The organism is Stenotrophomonas sp. NPDC077420 (assembly GCF_044543385.1).
Classification (GTDB): domain Bacteria; phylum Pseudomonadota; class Gammaproteobacteria; order Xanthomonadales; family Xanthomonadaceae; genus Stenotrophomonas.
In genome coordinates, this window is the sequence record NZ_JBITVZ010000010.1 from 98,177 (window position 1) to 121,219 (window position 23,043).

Here is a 23,043-nt window from a genome sequence, read left to right on the forward strand (position 1 = left end):
CCCGCAGGAGATCCACATGCTAGTCACCCAGATCGCAACAGAGATCGATGCCGGCCAGGGCGAAGGCGCGGCCGCGGTGCCACTGTCCGAACGCATGGGCCAGGCCTTTGCCCGTACCTATGTCGGCGCAGGCGAGGACCTGGCGATGATCCAGGCCGCCAGCAACAACCCGGCCACCGCCTCCAGCCCGGCGGCATTGTATGAGCTGCAGTTGAACCTGGCCGATTACACCAAGCGCATGATCGTCGCCGCCGGCCTGGCCAACCACGCCAACAAGACCGTGGAGACGCTGCTCAAGTCATGAACATGCCGCCCTTTGCAGCGGCCGTGCGCGGCCTGAGCGGGCGCCGCCTGCTGCTGCCCGTGCTGATGCTGCTGTTGCTGGTGGGGTGCGCGCGCAAGCCGCTGCTGGAAGGCCTGGACGAGCGCCAGGCCAACGAAGTCATCGCCGTGCTGCTCCGCCACAACATCGACGCCGAAAAACTCAACGTGGGCAAGGGCGGCTACCAGGTGCAGGTGACGCCGCGCGACCTGCCCGAAGCCATTGAACTCATGCAGCGCAACGACCTGCCGTCGGCACCGCGCAGCCAGGTGGCCGCGGCGTTCCCGGCCGACAGCCTGGTCAGCACGCCATTGGGCGAACGTGCCCGGCTGATTTCGGCAGTGGAACAACGGCTGGAAGAGTCGCTGCAGCTGCTCGACGGCGTGCATTCCACGCGCGTCCACCTGAACTATGACGCCAACCTGGGCACGGAAGGTCGCCGCGCAGAGCGCCGCCGCATGCACGTGGCGGCCGTGGTGGCGCACGACCCCGGCATCGACGAGGAAGTGCTGCTGCAGTCGGTGAAGCGTTTCCTGCGCAATACCTTCGACGGCATCGAGTACGACAACGTCTCGGTCATCCTGACGGAAGTGGAAGGCCCGCGGACGCTGGCGGTCACGGCCGGCAGCGAGCGCGGCGTGCCGTTGGCCTGGATCCTGGCCTGTGCCGGCATCGCGCTGGTGCTGCTGCTGGGCGGCTGGGTGCTGGTGCGACTGGTGCCGGCCATGGGCGGCAAGCTGCGCGCGGCATGGCAGCGCGTGGCCGCACGTCGCGGCACCGCCCCCGCCTGGAGCCGCTGGCGTGGCGCGTGACGCCCTGTGCATCGCCTACGCGCCCGCGGCGTACTACCGACCGTGGCAGGCGTTGTACGCCGGCGCCACGGTCGAGCAGCAGCGGTGGTTGAACACCACGCTGCTGCGGCAGCGGCGGCTGCCGTTGCCCACGTCGCTGGAGCCGTCGTCGGACCCCTTGGCGCGGCGGCTGGTCGGGCTGTGGCCGCAGTTGCCGCAGGTGGCCACGCTGATGGCCGCCGCCCGCCTGCGCGACTGGCTGCCGGCGCAGCGTGGCTGCGCCGCCTTGCCGGCCACGGTGCAGGCCTTCATGCGCGCCGGGTACGGCCGCAACCGGCCCAGCGCGCTGCCGGCGCCCGGCACCGCCAGCCTGCACGACACCCTGCTGGCCTGGGGCGGTGCCGAACTGCAGCCGCTGAGCCTGCTGCTGCCGGCGTGGCTGTCGACCCGGCTGTGCCTTCCGTTCGTGCCGACCCGCGCCGAACAGGTGCGCCCGCCGTCGGCCGAGCACCCGGACCTGGACCTTTTCTGGAATGCGGTGACTTATGTTGAAAAGCTTTCCTGAGCACGTGCTGGCGCATGCGCAGGGCGGGGTGATCGCGCCCAGCGCCCTGGGCCAGGCCGCGCGCGCCGACCAGCTGGAAGCGGCGGCACGCCGCCGCGCGTCGCAGGTCCTGGGCGCGGTACCGGCCCAGGTGGAGACGGCGCTGGCACAGGCGCGGGAGGACGGTTTCTCCCAGGGCTACGCCGACGCGATCGGCGAAGCAGTGCCGCTGCTGGCCGCTGCCCTGGGCGACGTGCAGGCGTTGCGCGCGTCCGTGCTGGGCCAGCTGCGCGAGGTGGTGTCGACCAGTCTGGCGGCCGAAGGCGTGGATGCCGCGCTGGTGGTGCGTCGCTGCGAGCAGGTATTTGGCCAGGCGCCCACCACGTTGGCGCTGCATGTGCCCGAGCACACCCCGGGGCTCGGCGACGCGGTGCTGGCCTTGCTGGCGCAGCGTGAAAATTCCCCCCCGCTGCAGATCCTGCCCGCACGCTCGGCGTTGCCGATGCTCAAGGCCGGACCGTTGTTGTTTGAACTGGACCCGGTCAACGCCATCGCGGCCGCCGTGGAAGCCAGCGTGGATGCTGGAACCCTGGAAACGGCCGCGCGTGCGCGCGCCCGTGCGTATGCCGCCGCGATCAACAGCCGGCTTGAACGCCTGCCGTTGCCCCTGACCCCGAATGGAGTGGAACGATGATCGAGAAACTGGGCGTTGTCTCGCCCTTCAATGCAGGTAGCCTGGATACCGGCCAGCAGTCGCTGATGCAGCGGTTGCAGGCCGCCGTGGACGACCCGGGCATCAACCCGCCTGAGCCGGGCCACGATGTGAAGCCGATTCCACCGGACATCGCGGAGGTGACCCGGGAGATGGCGCGCAAATGGTGGTGCCACGAGTTCATGCAGGCCATGATCTTCGGTGACGAGGAAAAGCTGGGTCCCAAGCCAGAGGAACACTGACCTGGGCAACGGGCCGCACGGCGGCCCGTTGCACCCCTCAGCGAGCCGCCGCTGCCTCGACCGCGGCGGGCGCTGCAATCCAGCGGTCGATCTTTGCTTCCAGGATATCCAGCGGCATCGAGCCGTCGCGGAGCACTTCGGCGTGGAAGCGCTTCGGGTCGAAGGCAGCGCCCTGCGCCGCCTTGGCCTTGTCGCGCAGCGCGATCATCTTCAGTTCGCCCAGGCCATTGGCCAGGGTCTGGCCGGGCAGGGCCATGAAACGTTCCACCTCGGCGCTGGCATCGTCGACCGGCATGTCCGCGGTCTTGACCAGGTAATCCACCGCCTGCTTCTTGCTCCAGCCCTGCGCATGCACGCCGGTGTCGGCCACCATGCGGGCACTGCGGGTCAGCGCCCCGTGCAGGTAACCGATGCGCTCGTACGGGTCCTGGTACACGCCCAGTTCGTCGCCCAGCGACTCGGCATACAGCCCCCATCCCTCGACGAAGGCGACATCGCCGCCCAGGCGGCGGAAGCGCGGCAGTTTGTCCAGTTCCTGCTGCAGCCCCAACTGCACATGGTGGCCGGGAATGCCTTCGTGCAGGTACTGCGCCGGGGCCGACCAGCGCCGGCGGCTGGGCAGCGCGCTGGTGTTGACGAACAGCACGCCCGGGCGCATGCCGTCGGGCAGCGGCGGCTGGTAGCTCACGGCGGCCGCACCGGCGGCCCGGTCGGCTTCCACCGGGCGCACTTCCAGCGGCGCCTTGGGCAGCGTGCCGAGCAGCGTGGGCAGGCGCGCGCCGACCTGCTGCTGCAGCTGCCGGTAGCGGGTCAGCAACGCATCCGGCGTGGCGTACTGGAAGTCCTTGTCGGTGCGCATGGTACGCAGCAGCTTCTGCTGCGAGCCGCGGATGCGGTTCTGCTTCATCACCGCCGCGATCTGCTCCTGCAGCTGCGCGACGCGCTGTTCGCCCTGTGCGTGGATCTGCTGCGGGGTGAGCGTACTGGCCGTGCTCTGCACGATGTTCTGGCTGTACCAGGCCAGCCCGTTGGGCAACGCCGACAGCCCGTCGCTGCTGCGCGTGGCGGGCAGGTATTCGGTGGCGATGAAGCCCCGCAGGGCGCGGTAGGCCGGCATCAGCCGGTATTCGATCATGCGCTTGTATTCGCTGGCGATGCGCGCCTTGTCGGCGTCGGAGAAGTCATCGGGCAGATTGCGCACCGGCGCCCAGAAGATGCTTTCCTCGGCGGTCGGCTTGATCACCGCATCCAGCTGCGGCAGCACCTTTTCCATCAGGTCGCGCGGTTGCACCACGCCGGCACGCATGCCTTCGCGCATGTTGGCGATGGCCTGGTCGAACAGCGGCGGAATGCCCAGCGAGCGCCTGGACCAGGTGTCGTAGTCCTGCACCGTGTTGAACGGCTGCGCGCCGGAGCCCGAGCCCAGGATCGCCATGATGCTGCCGAGGTTGTAGTACTGGCTCACCGGCAGCATCCAGCCGGGGTACTTCTCGTTGGCCAGCGACATCCGCGCGTCGCGCACGAAGATCTGGTAGGTCAACAGGTCCTGGCCGGTCAGGCCGTCGGGTCCGATCTTTTCGACCTTGCCCAGCCACTGCTCGGTGAAGTCGTGGGTCTGCTGGCGATAGGCGGCCGAGAGGATGTTGGGCAGCTGGTCGTTGTGGCGGCTGTCGCCCTGGAAGGTGGCCTGCAGGGGGTTGAGCCGCATCGAGGCGTCCCAGTACTCGTCGTAGATGCGTTCAAGCTGGGCGGCTTTGCTCTGCTGGCGGACCAGCGGCTGGCGCGCGGGCGCGGCGGCCGGGCGGGCGCGCGGTTTGGCCTTGGGCTTGGCCTGGCGGGTCTGCACGGCGGCCGGGCGGCTGGCCTTCTTCTTGGCGGCCTCGGCAGGCGCGGCGGCCCCGAAGATCAGCAGCGAGGCGATGGCGAGCGCCAGGGCACGGGCGGGATAAGGCATGAAACGCTTCCGTAAATCCTATACAGACCCGGGAGCTTGCCTGAATCAGTCGGCCACAACCACCTCAGCACCCAGTCCATACAGCGTAGAGACACGCCACGCGTGTCCCGCGAACCCTGGGCCGACGCCAGGAATCCCTGTTCAGCGCTCCCCAGCGCGCGTAAACGGCACGGTCTCAGGCGCCACCGCGCCCCCGGAGATGATGAAGCTCATCGCCTGGTCGACGGTCCAGTCGGTGGGCGTCAGCAGCTCCACCGGCACGATTTCCAGATACCCGGACGTCGGATTCGGTGTGGTCGGCACATACACCGCCGCCAGTTCGCGCCCGGTACCCTGTTCACGGATCACCCGGGTCACCAGGCCCACCGCCTTCATGTCGCGGTGCGGGAAGTCGATCAGCACCACGCGCTGGGTGGTACCCGGCTCGGTCTGCAGCATGTCCAGCAGCTTCTTGGCGCTTTCATAGATGGTGCTCGCCAGCGGAATGCGCTTGATCACCGCGCCGAACCAGCGCAGCAGGCGCTGGCCGATCACCCGGCGGCTGAGCACGCCGACGCTGAGGATCACCAGCAGCGTGGCGAGCAGGCCGATCACGTTCTGCATCCACTCCACCTTGACCCAGCCCAGGTAGTGCGGGAACGAGGCGGCGATCTGCGCCGACAGCGGCACCACCACCGGGCTGCTGATGCCCGACAGCAGCACGAACACGAACTTGATCACCACCCAGGTCAGCCAGATCGGCAGCAGGGTGAGCAGGCCGGTCAGGAACAGGCGCTGCAGGGAAGGGCGCGGAACAAGGTGGGGGGCTTCGGGCGACATCGTCGTAGTGTACCGGGGCGGCGGGCCGCCGGAACGTCCCAGCCCGGCGTAGCGACACGCCATGCGTGTCCCACGGGGTGCCGGACATCGCGCCGGACACGCATGGCGTGTCCCTACGCGCGGGCCTTGGGCTTCAGGCGCAGGTACACCTGCTTGCGTACGCGTGCCACCACCTCACCGTGTGCATCCACGATGTCGTTGCTGAACCAGTGCAGGTACTTCTCCCCGCCGGCGGTGGCCGCCCGCAGCTGGTCCAGCAGCGCATCGTCCAGCCGGAACTCGGCGCTGACCGTTCCACGGCCGGGCTTCAGGAATTCGATCTCCCCGGCCCGGTCCCACACGTAGTAATCCCGGCCCAGGTTCTGCATCACCGTCAGCATCCAGAACGGATCGGTCATCGCAAACAGGCTGCCGCCGAAATGCGTGCCCACATAGTTCCGGTTCCACGGCCGCATGCGCAGTTCGACCCGGACGAACCGATAGTCGGCATCGACCTCGGTGACATGGATCCCGGTAAACAGGAACGGCGGCCACAGGTTGAGTCCGAGGCGGAACAGGCTGGCTTTCATCGGCGTCGGTCGGGCAGGGGGAGGTGGCGCGAGTCTAACATTCGCAGGCGTATGGACGTAGCGACACGCCATGCGTGTCCCGCAGGCTGTCAGGGCACCTCGTTACCGCCCTCGTCCACGGCATAGCCGTCACGGCCGGCGGCCTGGGCCCGGCACAGCGCTGCCTCCGCGCCCTCAAAATAGTGGCGCGGTTCGGTGGTGGGTGTAGGGACATGCGTGTACAGGCCCACGCTGAGGGTGATCTGGTCCGGGTCTGCGGCGCCGTCAGCCAGCGGCCTCTGCCGGACGGATGCGATCAGGTCCTGGATCACCTGCACCGCGCCTTCGGCGGTGGTGTCGGGCAACAGCAGGCCGAATTCGTCCCCGCCGAAGCGGGCCGCCATGTCGCGTGGGCGACGCGCGTGGGCGCGCATCTCGGCGGCGATCCGGCGCAGCACGGCATCGCCGGCGGGATGGCCGTGGCGGTCGTTGTGCTGTTTGAAGTGGTCCACGTCGATCAACGCCAGGGTCAATGGCCGACCGCTGCGTCGGGCGGCGTCGTGTTCCTGCTGCAGCACCTGTTCGAACCGGAGCCGGTTTCCCAGCCCGGTCAGCGCATCGCTGCTGGCCTGGCGGCGCCACGCGATGATCCGCCACAGCACCCACGCGCAGATCAGCGCCAGCATGCAGGCCAGGGCGGCGGCAGGCGCAAACCACAGCTGGCCCACCCGCAGCAAGGCGAAGCTGCTCAACAGGGTCAGCGGCACGGCCAGCACCGCGCTTGCCAGCGCGCGTGGCGCGGTCAGGCCCAGCGCGCACAGCGCCACCAGCAGGGCGCTCAGCAGGGCCTGCCACGGTGGCGCCAGCACGTTGATGGCCTTGCCGCTGAGCAGCATCGAGGCCACGTTGGCCTGGTATTCGGTCCCGCTCATCCCGCGCCCGCGCGCCGTCGGGATGTGCAGGCGCGGGGCGAGGGCGCTGGCGGTCATGCCCACCAGGACCAACCGGTCGCGCAGCAGGGCAGGATCGATGTCGCCGTTGAGCACCGCTGCGTAGGACACCTGCGGAATGCGCCCGGGCGGGCCGGCGAAGCGCACGCGGACGTAATGGTTGCGGTGCCACTGGTAGGGCGAGGCCGGAGGCGGATCGGGGGCGCGCAGGCCGGGCAGCGGGCCGCGCAGGTTGGCCAGGGCCAGGCCCAGTGCGGGCCAGTGCGGTGAGCCGATCCCGGCGCTCAGGTACAGGCCGCGTGCAACGCCGTCGGCGTCCACGTCGACATCGCTGTGGCCCAGCGTGGAGGCATTGGCGGCGATCAGCGGAATGGGCAGCCGTTCTTCGGCCATGTGCGACCCGGTCGAGGACGCTGCAAGGACAGGCAGCACCACCTGTCCGTTGCGGCGGATCGCCGCCGCCAGCTCGGCATCCTGCGCGCTGTCCTGGCGATCCGGCTCGGACAGCACCAGGTCCAGCGCCACGCGGCGGCTGCCGGCGGCGGTCAGCCGGTCGAGCAGGCGGGCATGGGTGGAGCGTGGCCACGGCCAGGGCCCCAGCTGCTGCAGGCTGGCGTCGTCGATCGCCACCACCAGCAGCTGCGGGTCGGGGGGGTAATCCCACTGGGCGACGAACGTGTCGTAGACCGCCTCGTCCTGCTTCCAGAGCCACTGCCCGGCGCTGGCCGCGGCCGCCAGCACGCCTGCCAGCACCGCAAGCACGAGGCGCCGGGGCCAGGAAAGCGCAGCCGGCTTCACAGCGGCAGCCTGCAACCGCCGCCGGGCGGCAGGTCGGGCACGGTAAGCGGGGCGTCGGCGGTGTCCCTGGCGAACAACTCAATCTCCGGCTGGTCGGCGCGCACCACTTCTACCCGGTTGCGGGTGGCCCGCGCTACTGGTTTCCGTGCACGGGGGGCCAGCAGGGGACCCGGACGCCGTGTTTCCGGGGCCCGCAGCCGGGTCGCCCGTGCTCCCCGGGGCGGACCGTGGCGGGCATCCAGGGCCCGGTTGCGCGTGCCCTCACCGCACCGGCGGCGATCAGAACAGCAGGGCGGACATCGAACGCCGGTACCGGCCGACCAGCGCGGCGTCGTCGATCACCTTGAAGGCATCGATCAGCAGCTTGCGCGGCAGGCCGTCGCTGTAGGCGCCGTCCTGCCGCAGCATGGCCAGGAACTGCTCCAGCGCCGCCTCGTCATTGCCGCCCAGCAGCAGTTGCACGCCGCGCAGGTGGCGGGCCTGCAGGTCGCCACCGTCGGCGGCGATGCGAGCCTCCAGCTGCTCCGGGGCCGGGGCGTTCTGCAGGGCCTTGGCGAAATCCAGGCGGGCACGCGCACGCACGGCGCGGTCGTCGGTGGACAGGTTGGCCGGCAACGCGTCGATCAGTGCGCTGGCTTCGTCGGTGCCACCGGTCTGCAGCAGGGCCAGCGCCAGGTCCAGCTTCAGTTCGTCCTTGCCCGGCTCGGCGGCGATGCTGGCGCGCAGGACGTCGACCTGCGCCTGGGGATCCAGCGGTGCCGGTGCGTCGGCTTCCGGCGCGACCGCTTCGGCCGGCAGCACGCCGTGCTGGGTCAGGAACTCGCGCAGCTGGCCTTCCGGCAGCGCGCCAGGGAAGCCGTCAACGATCTGGCCGCCTTTCACCAGGAACACGGTCGGCACGGAACGGATCTGGAACGCAGCAGCGATCTGCTGCTCCTTGTCCACATCCACCTTGGCCAGCTCGAACGCGCCGTTGTACTCGTCGGCCAGCTTCTCCAGCATCGGGCCCAGGGTCTTGCAGGGTTCGCACCAGGTCGCCCAGAAATCGACCAGCACCGGGGTCTGCAGCGACTTCTGCAGCACCTGCGCTTCAAAGGTCTCGGTGGTGGCGTCAAAGACGTAGGACAGTTCGCTCATGGTCGGAATCAACGATAAATGATGTACCCAGTGTATGGTGCCGGCCATATTGAGAAGCAACCCCAATCACGGGCGCGGCGTATCGGCGGAGAACGGCCACATGAAGACCCTGCAACGATTCGATCCCCTGCTGGGCGCACTGGCGGCGGTGCTGTTCCTGGCCTCGGTGCTGGGGTTTGGCGCGGTGTTGCCCGGCTACCTGCCGCTGGGCCATCCGGTGGCCCTGCTGGGCGCGACCGGGGTGCCGCATGCCCTGGCCTTCGATCTGCTCGGATTCGTGCTGCCGGGCCTGCTGGCCGCGCTGGTCGCGCTGCGCCTGCTGACGCGGGTGCCGGTCACCGCGCCGTGGACGCTGCGGGTGGGCGGGCAGATGCTGGTGCTGTCCGGGCTGGCCTTCGCCGCCATGGGCGTATTGCCGCTTGACCCGACCGATATCGACAGCCCCGCGAGCCAGTTCCATGCCAGCGCGTGGATGGTCTGGGTGCTGGCGTTCGTTCCCGGGGCAGTGATGTCCGGGTTCGGCGCGCGTCGCCTGGCCGGGTGGGGGCGACTGGCCGCGCTGCACGTGGCGGCGGGGCTGGCGGTGCTGGTGGGCGCGTTCGTGCTGCAGGCGGTGATGCCCGCGCCGGTGGCCCAGCGGCTGGCCTTCGTCGCCTGGGCGGCGTGGTTGGCGGCCGCCGTGCCGGTTGCGGCCACGGTTCGCCAGGCCTGATCGGGCCGGGTGGGCCGCAATCGACGCGGCAAGGCGCGGCGCGGCGCCGGGCCCGGGACGGCCTGGCCGGGCAATTCCCTGATTTATCAACGGGATGGCGTTCCGGTTCGGCGTCGTCCATCGCGGCGATTGGAGCCCTTTGCCGCACTGCGGTACCCTGTGCCGCTTTGCCGCCGCAACTGTGTTTTCCATGACCAGCGTCGAACCCAACGTTTACGATCCGCAGCAGGTTGAATCGGCCGCCCAGAAGTTCTGGGACGCCACCCGTGCCTTCGAAGTGACCGAGTCTTCGGACAAGCCGAAGTACTACTGTCTTTCGATGCTGCCGTACCCGTCCGGCGCGCTGCACATGGGCCATGTGCGCAACTACACCATCGGCGATGTGATCAGCCGCTACAAGCGGATGACCGGGCACAACGTGCTGCAGCCGATGGGCTGGGACGCGTTCGGCCTGCCGGCGGAAAACGCGGCGATCAAGAACAAGACGGCGCCGGCCAAGTGGACCTACGCCAACATCGAGCACATGCGTGGCCAGTTCAAGGCCATGGGTTACGCCATCGACTGGTCGCGCGAATTCGCCACCTGCACGCCCGAGTACTACGTGCACGAGCAGCGCATGTTCACCCGCCTGATGCGCAAGGGCCTGGCTTACCGCCGCAACGCGGTGGTGAACTGGGACCCGATCGACCAGACCGTGCTGGCCAACGAGCAGGTCATCGACGGGCGTGGCTGGCGCTCCGGCGCGCTGGTGGAAAAGCGCGAGATTCCGCAGTGGTTCCTGCGCATCACCGATTACGCCCAGGAACTGCTGGACGGCCTGGATGAACTGCCGGGCTGGCCGGAATCGGTCAAGACCATGCAGCGCAACTGGATCGGCCGCTCCGAAGGGCTGGAGATCCAGTTCGACGTGCGCGACGCCGATGGCAGCGCGCTGGATTCGGTGCGCGTGTTCACCACCCGCCCGGACACGGTGATGGGCGTGACCTTCGTCTCGATCGCCGGTGAGCATCCGCTGGCCCAGCACGCGGCGAAGTCGAACCCGGCGCTGGCCGCGCTGCTGGCCGAGATGAAGCAGGGCGGCGTGTCCGAGGCGGAACTGGAAACCCAGGAAAAGCGCGGCATGGACACCGGCCTGCGCGCGGTGCACCCGGTGACCGGCGTCCAGGTGCCGGTGTGGGTGGCCAACTTCGTGCTGATGGGCTACGGCACCGGCGCGGTCATGGCCGTTCCCGGGCATGACCAGCGCGACTTCGAGTTCGCCAACAAGTACGACCTGCCGATCCGCCAGGTGATCGCGCTGAAATCCCCACGCAAGGACGAAACCGCCTACGACCCGCGCAACTGGCAGGACTGGTACGGCGACAAGACCCGCGAGACCGAACTGGTCAATTCCGACGAGTTCGACGGCCTGGACTTCCAGGGCGCCTTCGAGGCGCTGGCCGAACGCTTCGAGCGCAAGGCCCAGGGCCAGCGCCGCGTGAACTACCGCCTGCGCGACTGGGGCGTGAGCCGCCAGCGCTATTGGGGCTGCCCGATCCCGGTGATCTACTGCGCCAAGTGCGGCGCACTGCCGGTGCCGGAAGAACAGCTGCCGGTGGTACTGCCGGAGAACGTCAATTTCGTCGGCACCGGCTCGCCGATCAAGGCCGACCCGGAATGGCGCAGGACCACCTGCCCGGACTGCGGCGGTGCGGCCGAGCGCGAAACCGACACCTTCGACACCTTCATGGAGTCGAGCTGGTACTACGCGCGCTACACCTCGCCGGGTGCCCGCGACGCGGTGGACAAGCGCGGCAACTACTGGCTGCCGGTGGACCAGTACATCGGCGGCATCGAACACGCCATCCTGCACCTGATGTACTTCCGTTTCTTCCACAAGCTGCTGCGCGATGCGCGCATGGTGGACAGCAACGAGCCCGCGAAGAACCTGCTGTGCCAGGGCATGGTGATCGCCGAGACCTACTTCCGCCAGAACCCGGACGGCTCGAAGGACTGGATCAATCCCGCCGACGTGGACGTGCAGCGCGACGAGCGCGGCCGCATCACCGGGGCGGTGCTGATCGCCGACGGCCAGCCGGTGGAGATCGGCGGCACCGAGAAGATGTCCAAGTCCAAGAACAACGGCGTGGACCCGCAGGCCATGGTCAGTCGCTACGGCGCCGACACCGTGCGCCTGTTCTCGATGTTCGCCGCGCCGCCGGAGCAGTCGCTGGAGTGGAACGAAGCCGGCGTGGACGGCATGGCGCGCTTCCTGCGCCGCTTGTGGGCGCAGGTGCAGAAGCATGCCGCCGAGGGCGTTGCCCCGGCGCTGGAGGTGGCTGCGCTCACCGCCGAACAGAAGGCGCTGCGCCGCAAGACCCATGAAACCATCGGCAAGGTGGGCGACGATTACGGCCGCCGCCACAGCTTCAACACCGCCATCGCGGCAGTGATGGAGCTGATGAACGCGCTGGCGAAGTTCGATGACGGCTCGGCGCAGGGCCGCGCGGTGCGCCAGGAGGCGCTGCAGGCCACCGTGCTGCTGCTCAATCCGATCACCCCGCATGCCAGCCATGCGTTGTGGCAGGTGCTGGGCCATGGCGAAACGCTGCTGGAAGACCAGCCGTTCCCGCAGGCCGACAGCGCCGCGCTGGTCCGCGATGCGCTGACCCTGGCGGTGCAGGTGAACGGCAAGCTGCGCGGCACCATCGAGGTGGCGGCCGACGCCCCGCGCGACCAGATCGAAGCGCTGGGCCTGGCCGAGCCGAATGCGGCGAAGTTCCTGGAAGGGATGACCGTGCGCAAGGTGATCATCGTGCCGGGCAAGATCGTCAACATCGTGGCGGCGTAAACGTCGGTCGGGCGGGCCGTGGAGGGTCACGGCCCCGTCTTCGGATGGCTGCCGCGCAGGGCGTGGCACCACGAATTGTTGCGTGCGCAGGACGACGGCGCTGTTCTCAAGCGGTGTTCACGTGGGGTCGGGCATCGTACGAGGGACCCTTCTTTCCTGTTGCCGGGCGAGCCCGGCTCATCCAGACTGTCCATATGACCCGATTCCTGCTTGCCCTTGTCCTCACCGCTACCCTGGCCGGGTGTGGCTTCCATCTGCGCAACAAGCTGATGCTGCCCGCCGATACCGCAGCGGTGAAGGTGGTGTCCACCGCCCCCTACAGTGAACTGGCCAAGCTGCTGCGTCGCGGCCTCATGGCGTCCGGCGCGCAGATTGCCGATGCCGACAGCAAGCAGCCGGCAGCGCAGCTGCAGGTGTTGTCCGAGCGCTGGGGCGACCTGCCCATCGCCATCGACGCGCAGGGGCGCGCGCAGGAATACAGCCTTCGCTACGCGGTGATCTTCGTCTTCCGCCGCGAGGACGGCAGTGACCTGGTGCCGCAGCAGGTGATCGAGTTGTCGCGCGATTACGTGTCGCCGCCCACCGACGCCACCGGTACCACCACCGAGCGCGAAATCCTGGCCGACGAACTGCGTCGTGAAATGTCGGCCTCGATCCTGCGCCGCATCGACAGCGTGGTGCGCGCCGAGATCGAACGCGGTCGACTGAACCCGCCGGCGGCCGAACCTGCGGCCACCCCGGCCGCGCCGACACCGGCCACGCCGCCGCAGGGCGGCTGACCGGTCGCGCACGGACCGGCCTGACGATGGAACTGCGCCCCGAACAACTCGCCGGGCACCTGGCCAACCAGGCGCTGGTACCGGTGTACCTGATCGCCGGGCCGGAAACCCTGCGCGTGCTGGAGGCGGCCGACGCGGTGCGCGCCAGGGCGCGCGCCGATGGCATCAGCGAGCGCGAGGTGTTCGACGCCGACGGCCGCGATTTCGACTGGAACCAGCTCGAGGCGACCTTCAACGCGCCCAGCCTGTTCAGTGCGCGCCGGCTGGTGGAGCTGCGCTTGCCCACCGGCAAGCCGGGCAAGGACGGCGCGGAAGCGATCACCGGGTTCTGCGCCAACCCGGCGCCGGACGTGATCCTGCTGATCACCTGCAACGAATGGAGCAAGGCCCACCAGGGCAAGTGGGCCGAGGCGGTCAATCGCGTCGGCGTGCTCTCGGTGGCGTGGGCGATCAAGCCGCACGAACTGCCCGACTGGATCGAGCGCCGTCTGCGCCAGCAGGGCCTGCGCGCCGACCCGGCCGCCGTGCAGCGGCTGGCCGAGCGGGTCGAAGGCAACCTGCTGGCGGCCGCGCAGGAAATCGACAAACTGGCATTGCTGGCCCATGGCCAGACCCTGGATGTAGACACCATGGAATCGCTGGTCGCCGACGCGGCGCGCTACGACGTGTTCCGGCTGCTGGACGCCACCTTCTCCGGGCAACCGGCGGCGGTGCTGCGGATGCTGGCCGGGCTGCGCGGTGAAGGCGAGGCGGTGGCGGCGCTGATGCCGATGGTGATCCGCGAGATGCTGGCCACGGCCGCGCTGGCCCGGGTGCAGGCGCGCGGTGGCAACCTTGCCGCCGAAATGAAGAGCCGGGGCATCTGGGAATCGCGCCAGGCGCCGTTCAAGCGCGCCCTGCAGCGCCACCCGGACGCCAGGCGCTGGGAGCGCTTCGTGGCCGAAGCCGGGCTGGTTGACCGCATGGCCAAGGGGCGCGCCGACGGCGATCCCTGGCTGGGCCTGGAGCGGCTGCTGGTGGCCGTGGCCGAAGCACGCGCGGTACGCCTGCTGGCCCGTGCCTGAGCCCGATGGGCCTGCGCATTCATTACGGCGGTACCTTCGACCCGGTGCATCGAGGCCACATGGCCATTGCGCGGGCGGCGCGTGACCAGCTGCAGGTGGCGGTGCGGCTGTTGCCGGCGGCCGACCCGCCGCACCGTCCCGCCCCCGGTGCCGACGCCCGCCAGCGCGCTGACATGCTCGGCCTGGCCATCCAGGACGACGCCGGCCTGATCCTGGACCTGCGCGAACTGGAGCGCGCCCGGCGCCACCCGCAGACCCCGTCCTACACCGTCGATACCCTGCGCGAGCTGCGTGCCGAGCTCGGTCCGCGCCAACCGCTGGCCTGGCTGGTGGGCGCCGACAGCCTGCTGGGGCTGCCCGGCTGGCACGAATGGGAGGCGCTGTTCGGGCTGGCCCATTTCATCGTTGCCGACCGCCCCGGCAGCCCCCTGCAACAGCGCCTGCCCGCGCCGCTGCAGCAGGCAGTGCAGGGGCGCTGGGCCCGGCACGAACGCGAGGTGTTCGACGCCCCCGCCGGTCGCCTGCTGCACCTGCAGGCGCCGCTGCGCAGTGAATCGGCGTCCGACGTGCGCCTGCGCATCGCCGACGGCGGCGACTGGCGCGCGCTGGTACCGGAGCGGGTGGCGGATTACATCGTTGACCACCGCCTGTACGGGGTCCGCGCCCCGTGAACACGTTCAGGTGAAGTGGGCCGTATAATCGTCGCCACATTTATCGAGTCTCCCTGCTTTGAGCGACCAAGCCCAGCCCCAGACCGTGACCATCAAGGTCACCATGCCGAACCCGGCGCCGTCCACCCAGCAGCTGCTGGAATGCGTGCGCCAGGCCACCGAAGAACTGAAGGCCAGGGACGTGGTCGAGATCGACGTGATCGGCAAGTCCAGCGTCACCGATTTCATGGTGATCGCCTCGGGCACCTCCAGCCGCCACGTGAAGTCGATTGCCGACGAAGTGGTGAAGTTCGCCAAGAACCTGGGCGTGATGCCGCTGGGCGTGGAAGGCGAGCGCGAAGCCGAGTGGGTGCTGGTTGACCTGGGCGACGTGCTGGTCCATGTCATGCTGCCGCGGGTGCGCGAGTTCTACGCGCTGGAGCGCCTGTGGACGGTTGGCGACCAGCCGCCGAGCCTGCTCGATGAGGGCGACGACGAAGACGACTACGCCGCGCGCTGAGCGTTGCGGGCGTGGTGACGACGACGGCGCCGGGTGGCGCCGTTGTCATTTGAAGGAGCACGACGATGAAAGCCAGGCTGATCGCCACCGGTGAGCGCGCCCCCAGCTGGGTGGCGCAGGGCTTTGCCGAGTACCAGAAACGGCTCTCGCACTGGTTGCCGTTCGACCTGGTGGAAATCGAACCCGGCCTGCGCGGCAAGGGCCGCGACGCGCGCCGCGCCACGGAGGACGAAGGAAAGCGGGTGATCGCCGCATTGCCCAAGAACGCTTATGTGGTGGCGCTGGACGTACCCGGTCGCCAGCTCAGTTCCGAACAGCTGGCCCAGCGCCTGGAGCACTGGCGTGGGCAGGGCAGGGACCTGGCGTTCCTGATCGGTGGCCCGGAAGGGCATTCAAGCGACGTGTCCGCACTGGCGGACGAAACATGGTCGATCGGCCCGCTGACGCTGCCGCACATGCTGGTGCGGCTGGTAGTGGCCGAGCAGCTGTACCGTGCTGCTGCGATGCTGGCCAATCATCCCTATCACCGCGCGTGAAGAAATTTGCCGCGGAAGGGTTACACGGCGCCAAAAACTGGTTAGAATGCACACCCCGCCCGAATAGCTCAGCCGGTTAGAGCACTTGACTGTTAATCAGGGGGTCGTTGGTTCGAGTCCAACTTCGGGCGCCAGGTTTTGAAAAGCCTCACAGCAATGTGAGGCTTTTTTTTTGCGCGCATGCCCGGGTGCGTCTTGCGTCTGCCCAGCGCCAACAAAAAACGCCCGGGCAATGCCCGGGCGTCGGCGTTCAGTGCGATGTGGATCAGTTGAAGCTGTACTTGGCCCCCACGGTGAAGTAACGGCCGATCGCGCCGCTGAAGTGCAGCGGGTTGTAGTTCACCCCGCCGTAGGTGGTCGGGTCGAGCGGGGCGGTGCGGTCGAACACGTTCTGGACCGAGGCGTTCAGTTCGAACGCGTCGCTGATGTTGTAGCGACCGGACAGGTCGAACGTGGTGAACGAGGAGATCTTCTCCACCGGCGTGCCATCGGCATAGAACGCGAGGTAGTCACCACCGCGGCGGTCCTTGTTCTCCAGGCTGCTGATGTAGTTGACCACGCCGCTCACGCTCCACGCATCCTGCTTCCACGTGGTGCCGAAGTTGATGCGGTCTTCCGGCGTGCCGATGCAGTTGGTCACGTCGCAGTTGCCGTGCGTGCCCACGTAATCCACGGTGTTGTCGCCTTCGGTGCGCTCGAACTTCAGCACATGGCTCCACTGCAGGTCCATCTCCAGCTGGCCCGGGCCGACGTCGAAGGTCTGGCGGATATCGGTATCGATACCGCGCACCCGCGACGAGTTGGCGTTCACGTAGGCGGTATTCACCGCCAGGATGGTGCCGGTGCCGGGAATGCCGTTGATCAGGTCGGTGTCGCGCAGCACGCTGCCCGCCGCGATCGCATCGGCGGTGCTGCCCTGCGCGATCTCGTTGGTGCGCTTGATTTCCCATGCATCCACCGTCAACGACGTGGTCGAGGTCGGCTGCAGCACGATGCCGAAGGAGTAGCTCTTGGACTCTTCCGGCCTCAGGTCCGGGTTCGGGCTGGTGATGATGGCGACCGGGCGCGCACCGCAATTGGTGGTCACGCTATCCGGCGGGCTGACGGCGCAGCGCACGGGATCGCGCGCGGTGGAAAACGCCGCCAGGCCGCCATCGCCGTTCTCGGCAGGGTTCGGCGCGCGGAAGCCTTCGGCGTAGGTGGCACGCAGCGCCACCCAGTCCACCGGGGTCCACTTCACGCCGAACTTCGGCGTGGCCTTGCCATCGCCGCTTTCATATTTGTCGTAACGCACGGCACCGGACAATTCCAGCTGCTCCAGCACCGGCGCGGACAATTCGACGTAGCCGGCGTACACATTCTGGGTACCGTCATAGGCCGAGTAACCCAGGCCGATGATGTCGCCCTCGTCGGTATAGGTCTGCGGGGTCAGGCTGTTGCTGGTCTTGCGCCACTCGGTACCGATCGCCAGGCCGAGCGGGCCGCCCTTGAGGTCCGTCAGGCTGCGCGACACGGTGAAGTCGAACATGTCCAGGCTGGACTTGGCGTTGGCCTGGATTTCCGGCGAAATGTAGTCGTACAGCGCCTGCGAGTTCAGCCCGGCATTGTCGCCGATGCGCCAGACGCCACCCGGGCAGGCCGGGTCACCCAACGCGCACTGCACGGCGCTGTAGCGCAGGAAGCCGGTACGCTTGTTGACCAGGTTGGTGCTCGAATGCAGGTAGGCGGTGTCATAACCCCAATCGCCCCAGTTGCCCTTGGTGCCAACCAGGAAGCGGGTGAACTCATTGGTGTTGGTGGTCACGCGCGGACCCACATCCCACGCCGAGTAACGCAGGCGGGATGCCTGCCCGGGGATCGGGTTGTCCGGATGGGTCGGTCCGAGCACGGTGGCGTCCGGTCCACTGTTGGCGTTGACCGGGCCCAGCGGGTAGCCCCAGCTGCCGGACACGCCGGACGGCGTGTTGCTGAAGACCGTTTCTTTCTTCGAGTAGCCGATTTCGGTGTAGATTTCGCCGCCTTCGCCGTAGGCGAAGCTGGCGCGGCCGAATACGTTGACGTATTCCTCCTTCGGGCTCAGGTCGCGGTAAAGCTGGGCCGGGTTCCACAGGCAGCCGTCTTCGGCGATGGACGCGGCGGTCTGCCCGGGAATGGTGGTCAGGCCTTCGCAGCCCGGCAACGGAACCAGGAACGCCGGACTGGTGGCGGTCACGGCACGGTCATCGAACACCGAGCCGTTGGGACCGACGCCGCCGCTGGTGCCGCCACCGAGGAATGCGCCGCCCAGGAACTGCGAATCCTGCGCGCTGATGCCCCACGGACGCAGGTCACCGGTGCCGATCCAGTCGCGGTTCTTGCGGTCGCTGATCTTGATCGCGTCGGTCTTGCCGACATCCAGGCTGAAGAACGCGTTCCAGCCGTCTTCGGCGATATCGCCGGTGCCGGCGGTCAGGGTCGCCTTCTTGGCGTCGCCATCGCTGTCGCCGGACAGGCCGTACGAGCCGCGCAGGATCACGCCATCGAAATCGCTGCGCAGGATGATGTTGACCACGCCGGCGATGGCGTCGGAGCCGTAGATCGCCGAGGCGCCGTCCTTGAGCACTTCCACGCGCTCGACCGCATCCAGCGGGATGGTGCTCAGGTCGGTGAAGACCTTCTGGCCGTCATCGGCCAGGCCGTAGGTGGCCATGCGGCGGCCATTCAACAGCACCAGCGTGGAGCCCGCGCCCAGGCCGCGCAGCGAAATGCCCGCGCCGCCGCCGGCAAAGCCGTTGCCGAACGTCTTGGGAATGGAGCCGGCACCGTCGGACGTCAGCGTCTGCAGGTATTCGGCCACGGTGGTCTTGCCGCTGCGGTCGATGTCCTGGCGCGTGACCACCTGCACGGGGGAGGGGGTTTCGGTATTGGTGCGGGGAATATTGGAACCGGTGACCGTGATGCGGTCCAGGTTGGTGGCGCCCTGATCCTGGGCCAGGGCCGAGGAGGAAGCGAAGGCGCCGGCAAGCAGCAGCACGCTGCTGGTAAGCGACATGGCAATGGAGCGGGAAAGGGGGTTGCGACGGCGGTTGTAGCGTTGTTGGATCGGGTGTTTCACAGCTTCTCTCCTGACTGGAAAACCTGGGTCTGGGCTGGGCGCCGTCAACGGATTGACGCGTCGGGGCCAATCTAGGTTTCCAACAGGTGACGTAACCGTGAAAAATTGCTTAATTCGTATGATTCGTGACGCGCGTCAAGGGACGTGGGGAGCCCGGACCGGCTCCCCACGTCGTTCACGTCACTGTGGCAGCGAGAAGCTCACCGGGACCAGGCCCACGGCCGCTACGGCCTGCCCGTCGACCTGGGCCGGGACGAAGCGCCAATGGCGCAGCACCTGCTGCCGTGCCGCGCTGTCCAGCGCCCGCGAGCCGCTGCTGCGCTCGATGGACACGCTGCTCGGCCTGCCGTCGGCGTCGACCTGCACCCGCAGCGTCACCGTGCCCTGCTCGCCGGCACGCAGGGCGGCGATGGGGTAGCTCGGCGGCGGCGCGGTGCGGTACTGCAGCTGCACGCCACTACCGGAGGCCGCCGCGGCCGGCTCGACCGGTGCCAGGGTCGGCGCCTGCACGTCGCTGGCCGGCAGGGGCGGCACCGCCAGCACGTCGTCGGCCGTGGCGGTGGGTGGGGGCAAGGGGGCCACGCGCGGGGTGGTGGTCGGCGCGCGCACCGGCACCGGTTCCTGCGGTTGTATCAGCGGCGGCGGATCGGGCTGCGGCACCGGCGGGGCGATCAGGTTCACCACGGTCCGCTCGCGTGGCAGCGGGGCGGCCACATAGGCGGCGGGAATCAGCAGCAGCATCAGCGCGAGCAGGTGCAGGGCCAGCGCGGTGCTCCAGCCGAGCACGCGCGGGACGTCGATCTGCAGCGGTACCACCGGGGGATGCGTACGGACCATGCTCCACTCTCCTTGCCAGATGTGCGTGCGGGAACACCAACGTGCAGGGGCGGGGCCCCCGCAATGACAGCAATACCGCAGCCCGGCGCGGGCCGGAAGGCAGGGGGGGCGTGGGTGTTTCGCTGCCGGTCAGGAAAACAGCGGACCAACGGTCCGCTGCTACCGGGTGGGCTCACCGGCCCAGGTCGACGACCGGGTGGGCTCACCGGCCCAGGTCGACGACCGGGTGGGCTCACCGGCCCAGGTCGATTACCGGGCGGGCTTACCGGCCCAGGTCGAAGACCACGTCCAGGTTGACCGACACGGTCGATTCGCCGGGCGAGACCGGGGTGGAGACATCGGCGGCCATCGGTGCGGCTGCGGCGCGCATCATCACCGGCCGGAAGTTGCCGCCGCCGCTTTCGGAGATGCTGACGATACGGCGCACGCGCAGGCCCAGCGACGTGGCATAGGTTTCGGCGCGGGCCTGGGCCTTCTTCAGTGCGGCCAGGCGGGCCTCGTCATAGACCGGCTCGGGCTTGTCGATCTCGAACTGCGGGCCGTTGATCTGGTTGGCGCCCTGTGCGGCCAGCGCGTCGAGGACCTTGCCCAGCCTGGCGATGTCGCGCACCTTCAGGCTGACGGTGTTGCTGGCCTGGTAGCCGGTGATCTTCGGCGCTTCATTCTCGGCGTAGCGGTACTGCGGGCTGAGGTTGACCCCGCTGGTCTGCACATCGCGCTCGGCGATGCCGGCGGCCTTGATCGCGGCAAGCACCTTGACCATCTGTTCGGCGTTCTGGCGCATGGCCGTGTTGCCGTCGGTGGCCTGGGTGACCACGCCGGCCGACAGCGTGGCCACGTCGGGCACGCGGCGGGCTTCGGCGTTGGCCGAGATGTTGAGCAGGGTGCTGTCGGCGGGGACGGCGATGGCAGGCGGGGTCTGGGCGTGGGCGGTCATCGAGGTTCCCAGGGCAAGGGACAGGGCAAGCAGCAGCGGGGACAAGGACGGGCGGCGCATAGGTCTCTCCATGTGAAGGCGTTGAGGTTGGTGTCGGAGCGATGAACGTCTGGTGAGGTTTATCGGGGTTGATGACGATTCGGCCGCGTTGCTCGCGATTCAGACAGGGCCCGCAGGTTATGCTTCCGCGATGCTTTATCTCGCCTCTCGTTCGCCCCGACGAACCCAACTGCTGGCGCGCCTGGACCGACCGTTCCGCGCGCTCGACCTGGACGTGCCCGAGGTCCGGGCCGCCGCGGAAACCGCCCAGGCCTACGTGCAGCGCGTGGCCCTCGACAAGGCCCGGGCCGGGTTTGCGTTGCTGGCCGACGACCCGGAGGCGGTGGTGCTGGGCGCGGACACCGAAGTGGTGCTGGACGGGGAGGTGTTCGGCAAGCCGGTCGACGCCGAGGATGCCGCCGCCATGCTGCGCCGGCTGTCCGGCCGCACGCACCAGGTGATGACCGGGGTGGCGCTGGTCGCCCGCGGCCACGAACAGGTAGTGCAGGTGGTGTCGGAGGTGGAATTCATCGCGCTGGACGAGGCCACCCTTGCTGCCTATGTGGCCAGCGGCGAGCCGATGGGCAAGGCGGGTGCCTACGCCATCCAGGGCGGGGCCGAGCGTTACATCCGCCATCTGGCGGGAAGCTATTCGGGTGTGATGGGATTGCCCCTGCAACAGACCGAGCAGTTGCTGAAGGCGTTCGAATCGAAGGGAGTCGCCCGTGTCTGAAGAAATCCTGGTCAACGTCACCCCACGTGAAACCCGCGTGGCGGTCATCGAAAACGGCATGCTGCAGGAGCTGCACATCGAACGTGGCTGGCGCCGCGGGGTGGTCGGCAACATCTACAAGGGCAAGGTGCAGCGGGTGATGCCGGGCATGCAGGCGGCCTTCGTCGAGGTCGGGCTGGAGCGCGCCGCGTTCCTGCACGCCAATGACGTGGTCCGCCCGGCCCCGGTCGCCAGCCCGGACACCGAAGGCACCACGTTGCCGCCGCCGTCGTCGGTTCCGATCGTGGAACTGCTGCGCGACGGGCAGGACATCGTGGTGCAGGTGGTCAAGGACCCGATCGGCACCAAGGGCGCCCGCCTGACCACGCAGATCAGCATTCCGTCGCGCTACATGGTGCTGCTGCCGCAGTCCAAGGTGGTCGGCGTGTCGGCGCGGATCGAAGACGAAGCCGAGCGCGCGCGCCTGAAGACGCTGGTCACCGAACTGTCCGCCCAGCATGGCGGCTACGGCTACATCGTGCGGACCAATGCCGAAGGCCAACCGGCCGAGGCCATTGCCGAAGACATCGCCTATCTCTCGCGGGTCTGGAACGTGGTCGAGCGTCGTGGCCGCGAGGCGACCCCGTGCAGCGTGATCTACGAAGACCTCAGCCTGCCGCTGCGCTCGGTGCGCGATCTGATCCGCAAGGACGTGGACAAGGTCAAGGTGGATTCCAAGGAAACCTTTACCCAGCTGCAGGCCTTCGTGGCCAAGTACATGCCGGTGCTGGCCGAGAAGCTGGAGCTGTACAGCGGCGACCGCCCGATCTTCGACATGTTCGGAGTGGAAGATGAAATCGGCCGCGCGCTGGACAAGCAGGTCCCGCTCAAATCCGGCGGTTACCTGGTGATCGACCAGACCGAGGCGATGACCACCATCGACGTGAACACCGGCTCGTTCCTCGGGCAGCGCAACCTGGAGGAGACGGTGTTCCGCACCAACCTGGAGGCCGCCCAGTCGGTGGCGCGCCAGCTGCGGCTGCGCAACCTGGGCGGGATCATCATCATCGACTTCATCGACATGGACGATGCCGAACACCGCCGCCAGGTGCTGCGCACCCTGGAAAAGGCGCTGGCGCGCGACCATGCCAAGACCACGGTGTACGAGTTCTCGCCGTTGGGACTGGTGGAGATGACCCGCAAGCGCACCGTGGAGAGCCTGGAGCGGCAGTTGTCCGAACCGTGCCCGGAATGCAGCGGGCGCGGGTCGATCAAGACCGCCGAAACGGTGACCTACGAGATTTTCCGTGAGATCACCCGGGCGGTGCGCCAGTTCGATGCCGCGCGGCTGCTGGTGATCGCCTCGTCCAAGGTGGTGGCCCGGATCACCGATGAGGAATCGGCGGCGGTGGCCGAGCTGGAGGAATTCCTGGGCAAGTCGATCCGCTTCCAGGCCGACGAGCAGTACCTGCAGGAGCAGTTCGATGTCGTCCTGCTGTGACCTGAGCCCGCCCGC

Annotated in this window: 22 protein-coding genes and 1 tRNA gene; 15 read left to right on the forward strand and 8 right to left on the reverse strand. The window is 68.5% G+C overall.

Annotated elements, in window-relative coordinates:
* Positions 1-16 precede the first annotated feature (16 nt).
* From sctI to ACIGII_RS11695, 5 genes are read left to right on the forward strand one after another with little or no spacing between them, the layout of a single operon-like run.
* Positions 17-304, forward strand: coding sequence for a type III secretion system inner rod subunit SctI (sctI, locus tag ACIGII_RS11675; protein ID WP_399638284.1), 288 nt, complete (start codon positions 17-19; stop codon positions 302-304).
* Positions 301-1,134 carry a type III secretion system inner membrane ring lipoprotein SctJ gene (gene sctJ, locus ACIGII_RS11680; RefSeq protein ID WP_399638285.1) on the forward strand — a complete coding sequence of 278 codons (834 nt, stop codon included), beginning with the start codon at positions 301-303 and terminating at the stop codon, positions 1,132-1,134. The genes sctI and sctJ overlap by 4 nt, the downstream gene beginning before the upstream one ends.
* Complete coding sequence (locus tag ACIGII_RS11685; RefSeq protein WP_399638287.1) at positions 1,124-1,678, forward strand: hypothetical protein; 555 nt, start codon at positions 1,124-1,126, stop codon at positions 1,676-1,678. The genes sctJ and ACIGII_RS11685 overlap by 11 nt, the downstream gene beginning before the upstream one ends.
* Positions 1,662-2,351 (forward strand): hypothetical protein, encoded by a 690-nt coding sequence (locus tag ACIGII_RS11690; protein WP_399638288.1) that lies wholly within the window; start codon positions 1,662-1,664, stop codon positions 2,349-2,351. Before ACIGII_RS11685 ends, ACIGII_RS11690 begins: the two co-directional genes overlap by 17 nt.
* Complete coding sequence (locus tag ACIGII_RS11695; protein ID WP_399638289.1) at positions 2,348-2,611, forward strand: hypothetical protein; 264 nt, start codon at positions 2,348-2,350, stop codon at positions 2,609-2,611. Before ACIGII_RS11690 ends, ACIGII_RS11695 begins: the two co-directional genes overlap by 4 nt.
* Before the next feature lie 37 nt (positions 2,612-2,648).
* On the opposite strand, the gene ACIGII_RS11700 is transcribed toward ACIGII_RS11695, so the two are convergent.
* The 5 genes from ACIGII_RS11700 to trxA all read right to left on the reverse strand — a co-directional run bounded on the left by ACIGII_RS11700 (position 2,649) and on the right by trxA (position 8,817).
* Positions 2,649-4,565 carry a DUF885 domain-containing protein gene (locus ACIGII_RS11700; RefSeq protein WP_399638290.1) on the reverse strand — a complete coding sequence of 639 codons (1,917 nt, stop codon included), beginning with the start codon at positions 4,563-4,565 and terminating at the stop codon, positions 2,649-2,651.
* A 141-nt stretch (positions 4,566-4,706) separates the two neighbouring features.
* Complete coding sequence (locus tag ACIGII_RS11705; protein ID WP_399638291.1) at positions 4,707-5,384, reverse strand: DUF502 domain-containing protein; 678 nt, start codon at positions 5,382-5,384, stop codon at positions 4,707-4,709.
* A gap of 113 nt (positions 5,385-5,497) precedes the next feature.
* Positions 5,498-5,953 carry a DUF4442 domain-containing protein gene (locus tag ACIGII_RS11710; protein WP_399638292.1) on the reverse strand — a complete coding sequence of 152 codons (456 nt, stop codon included), beginning with the start codon at positions 5,951-5,953 and terminating at the stop codon, positions 5,498-5,500.
* An 89-nt stretch (positions 5,954-6,042) separates the two neighbouring features.
* Entirely contained in the window at positions 6,043-7,680 is a 1,638-nt protein-coding gene (locus ACIGII_RS11715; protein WP_399638293.1) for a CHASE2 domain-containing protein, read from the reverse strand.
* Positions 7,681-7,959: 279 nt separating this feature from the next.
* Entirely contained in the window at positions 7,960-8,817 is an 858-nt protein-coding gene (gene trxA, locus ACIGII_RS11720; RefSeq protein ID WP_399638295.1) for a thioredoxin, read from the reverse strand.
* Positions 8,818-8,917: 100 nt separating this feature from the next.
* On the opposite strand from trxA, the gene ACIGII_RS11725 reads away from it, so the two are divergent.
* The 8 genes from ACIGII_RS11725 (at position 8,918) to ACIGII_RS11760 (ending at position 16,042) form a co-directional block, all read left to right on the forward strand.
* Complete coding sequence (locus ACIGII_RS11725) at positions 8,918-9,529, forward strand: DUF998 domain-containing protein (RefSeq protein WP_399638297.1); 612 nt, start codon at positions 8,918-8,920, stop codon at positions 9,527-9,529.
* Positions 9,530-9,719: 190 nt separating this feature from the next.
* The gene (gene leuS, locus ACIGII_RS11730; protein WP_399638299.1) at positions 9,720-12,359 is read left to right on the forward strand and encodes a leucine--tRNA ligase; all 2,640 of its coding nucleotides are present in this window, start codon (positions 9,720-9,722) and stop codon (positions 12,357-12,359) included.
* A gap of 194 nt (positions 12,360-12,553) precedes the next feature.
* Positions 12,554-13,138, forward strand: coding sequence for an LPS assembly lipoprotein LptE (gene lptE, locus ACIGII_RS11735; RefSeq protein WP_399638300.1), 585 nt, complete (start codon positions 12,554-12,556; stop codon positions 13,136-13,138).
* Between the two features lie 26 nt (positions 13,139-13,164).
* Positions 13,165-14,202 (forward strand): DNA polymerase III subunit delta, encoded by a 1,038-nt coding sequence (gene holA / locus ACIGII_RS11740; RefSeq protein WP_399638301.1) that lies wholly within the window; start codon positions 13,165-13,167, stop codon positions 14,200-14,202.
* 5 nt (positions 14,203-14,207) lie between these two features.
* The gene (gene nadD / locus ACIGII_RS11745) at positions 14,208-14,873 is read left to right on the forward strand and encodes a nicotinate-nucleotide adenylyltransferase (RefSeq protein ID WP_399638303.1); all 666 of its coding nucleotides are present in this window, start codon (positions 14,208-14,210) and stop codon (positions 14,871-14,873) included.
* Positions 14,874-14,976: 103 nt separating this feature from the next.
* Positions 14,977-15,372 (forward strand): ribosome silencing factor, encoded by a 396-nt coding sequence (gene rsfS, locus ACIGII_RS11750; protein ID WP_399638357.1) that lies wholly within the window; start codon positions 14,977-14,979, stop codon positions 15,370-15,372.
* A gap of 65 nt (positions 15,373-15,437) precedes the next feature.
* Positions 15,438-15,908, forward strand: coding sequence for a 23S rRNA (pseudouridine(1915)-N(3))-methyltransferase RlmH (rlmH, locus tag ACIGII_RS11755; protein WP_399638304.1), 471 nt, complete (start codon positions 15,438-15,440; stop codon positions 15,906-15,908).
* Between the two features lie 57 nt (positions 15,909-15,965).
* Positions 15,966-16,042, forward strand: a tRNA-Asn gene (locus tag ACIGII_RS11760).
* A 131-nt stretch (positions 16,043-16,173) separates the two neighbouring features.
* Here ACIGII_RS11760 and ACIGII_RS11765 read toward each other — a convergent pair.
* From ACIGII_RS11765 to ACIGII_RS11775, 3 genes are all read right to left on the reverse strand, one after another.
* Positions 16,174-19,002: a TonB-dependent receptor gene (locus tag ACIGII_RS11765; protein WP_399638306.1), complete on the reverse strand. Its 2,829-nt coding sequence runs from the start codon at positions 19,000-19,002 to the stop codon at positions 16,174-16,176.
* Between the two features lie 180 nt (positions 19,003-19,182).
* Positions 19,183-19,839 carry an energy transducer TonB gene (locus ACIGII_RS11770; protein ID WP_399638307.1) on the reverse strand — a complete coding sequence of 219 codons (657 nt, stop codon included), beginning with the start codon at positions 19,837-19,839 and terminating at the stop codon, positions 19,183-19,185.
* 262 nt (positions 19,840-20,101) lie between these two features.
* On the reverse strand, positions 20,102-20,836 hold the full coding sequence (locus tag ACIGII_RS11775; RefSeq protein ID WP_399638309.1) for an SIMPL domain-containing protein: 735 nt from the start codon (positions 20,834-20,836) through the stop codon (positions 20,102-20,104).
* A gap of 130 nt (positions 20,837-20,966) precedes the next feature.
* On the opposite strand from ACIGII_RS11775, the gene ACIGII_RS11780 reads away from it, so the two are divergent.
* Both ACIGII_RS11780 and rng read left to right on the forward strand, forming a co-directional pair.
* Positions 20,967-21,548, forward strand: a complete 582-nt coding sequence (locus ACIGII_RS11780; RefSeq protein WP_399638311.1) for a Maf family nucleotide pyrophosphatase — start codon at positions 20,967-20,969, stop codon at positions 21,546-21,548.
* Positions 21,541-23,028: a ribonuclease G gene (gene rng / locus ACIGII_RS11785; protein WP_399638313.1), complete on the forward strand. Its 1,488-nt coding sequence runs from the start codon at positions 21,541-21,543 to the stop codon at positions 23,026-23,028. The genes ACIGII_RS11780 and rng overlap by 8 nt, the downstream gene beginning before the upstream one ends.
* The last annotated feature ends 15 nt before the right edge of the window (positions 23,029-23,043 follow it).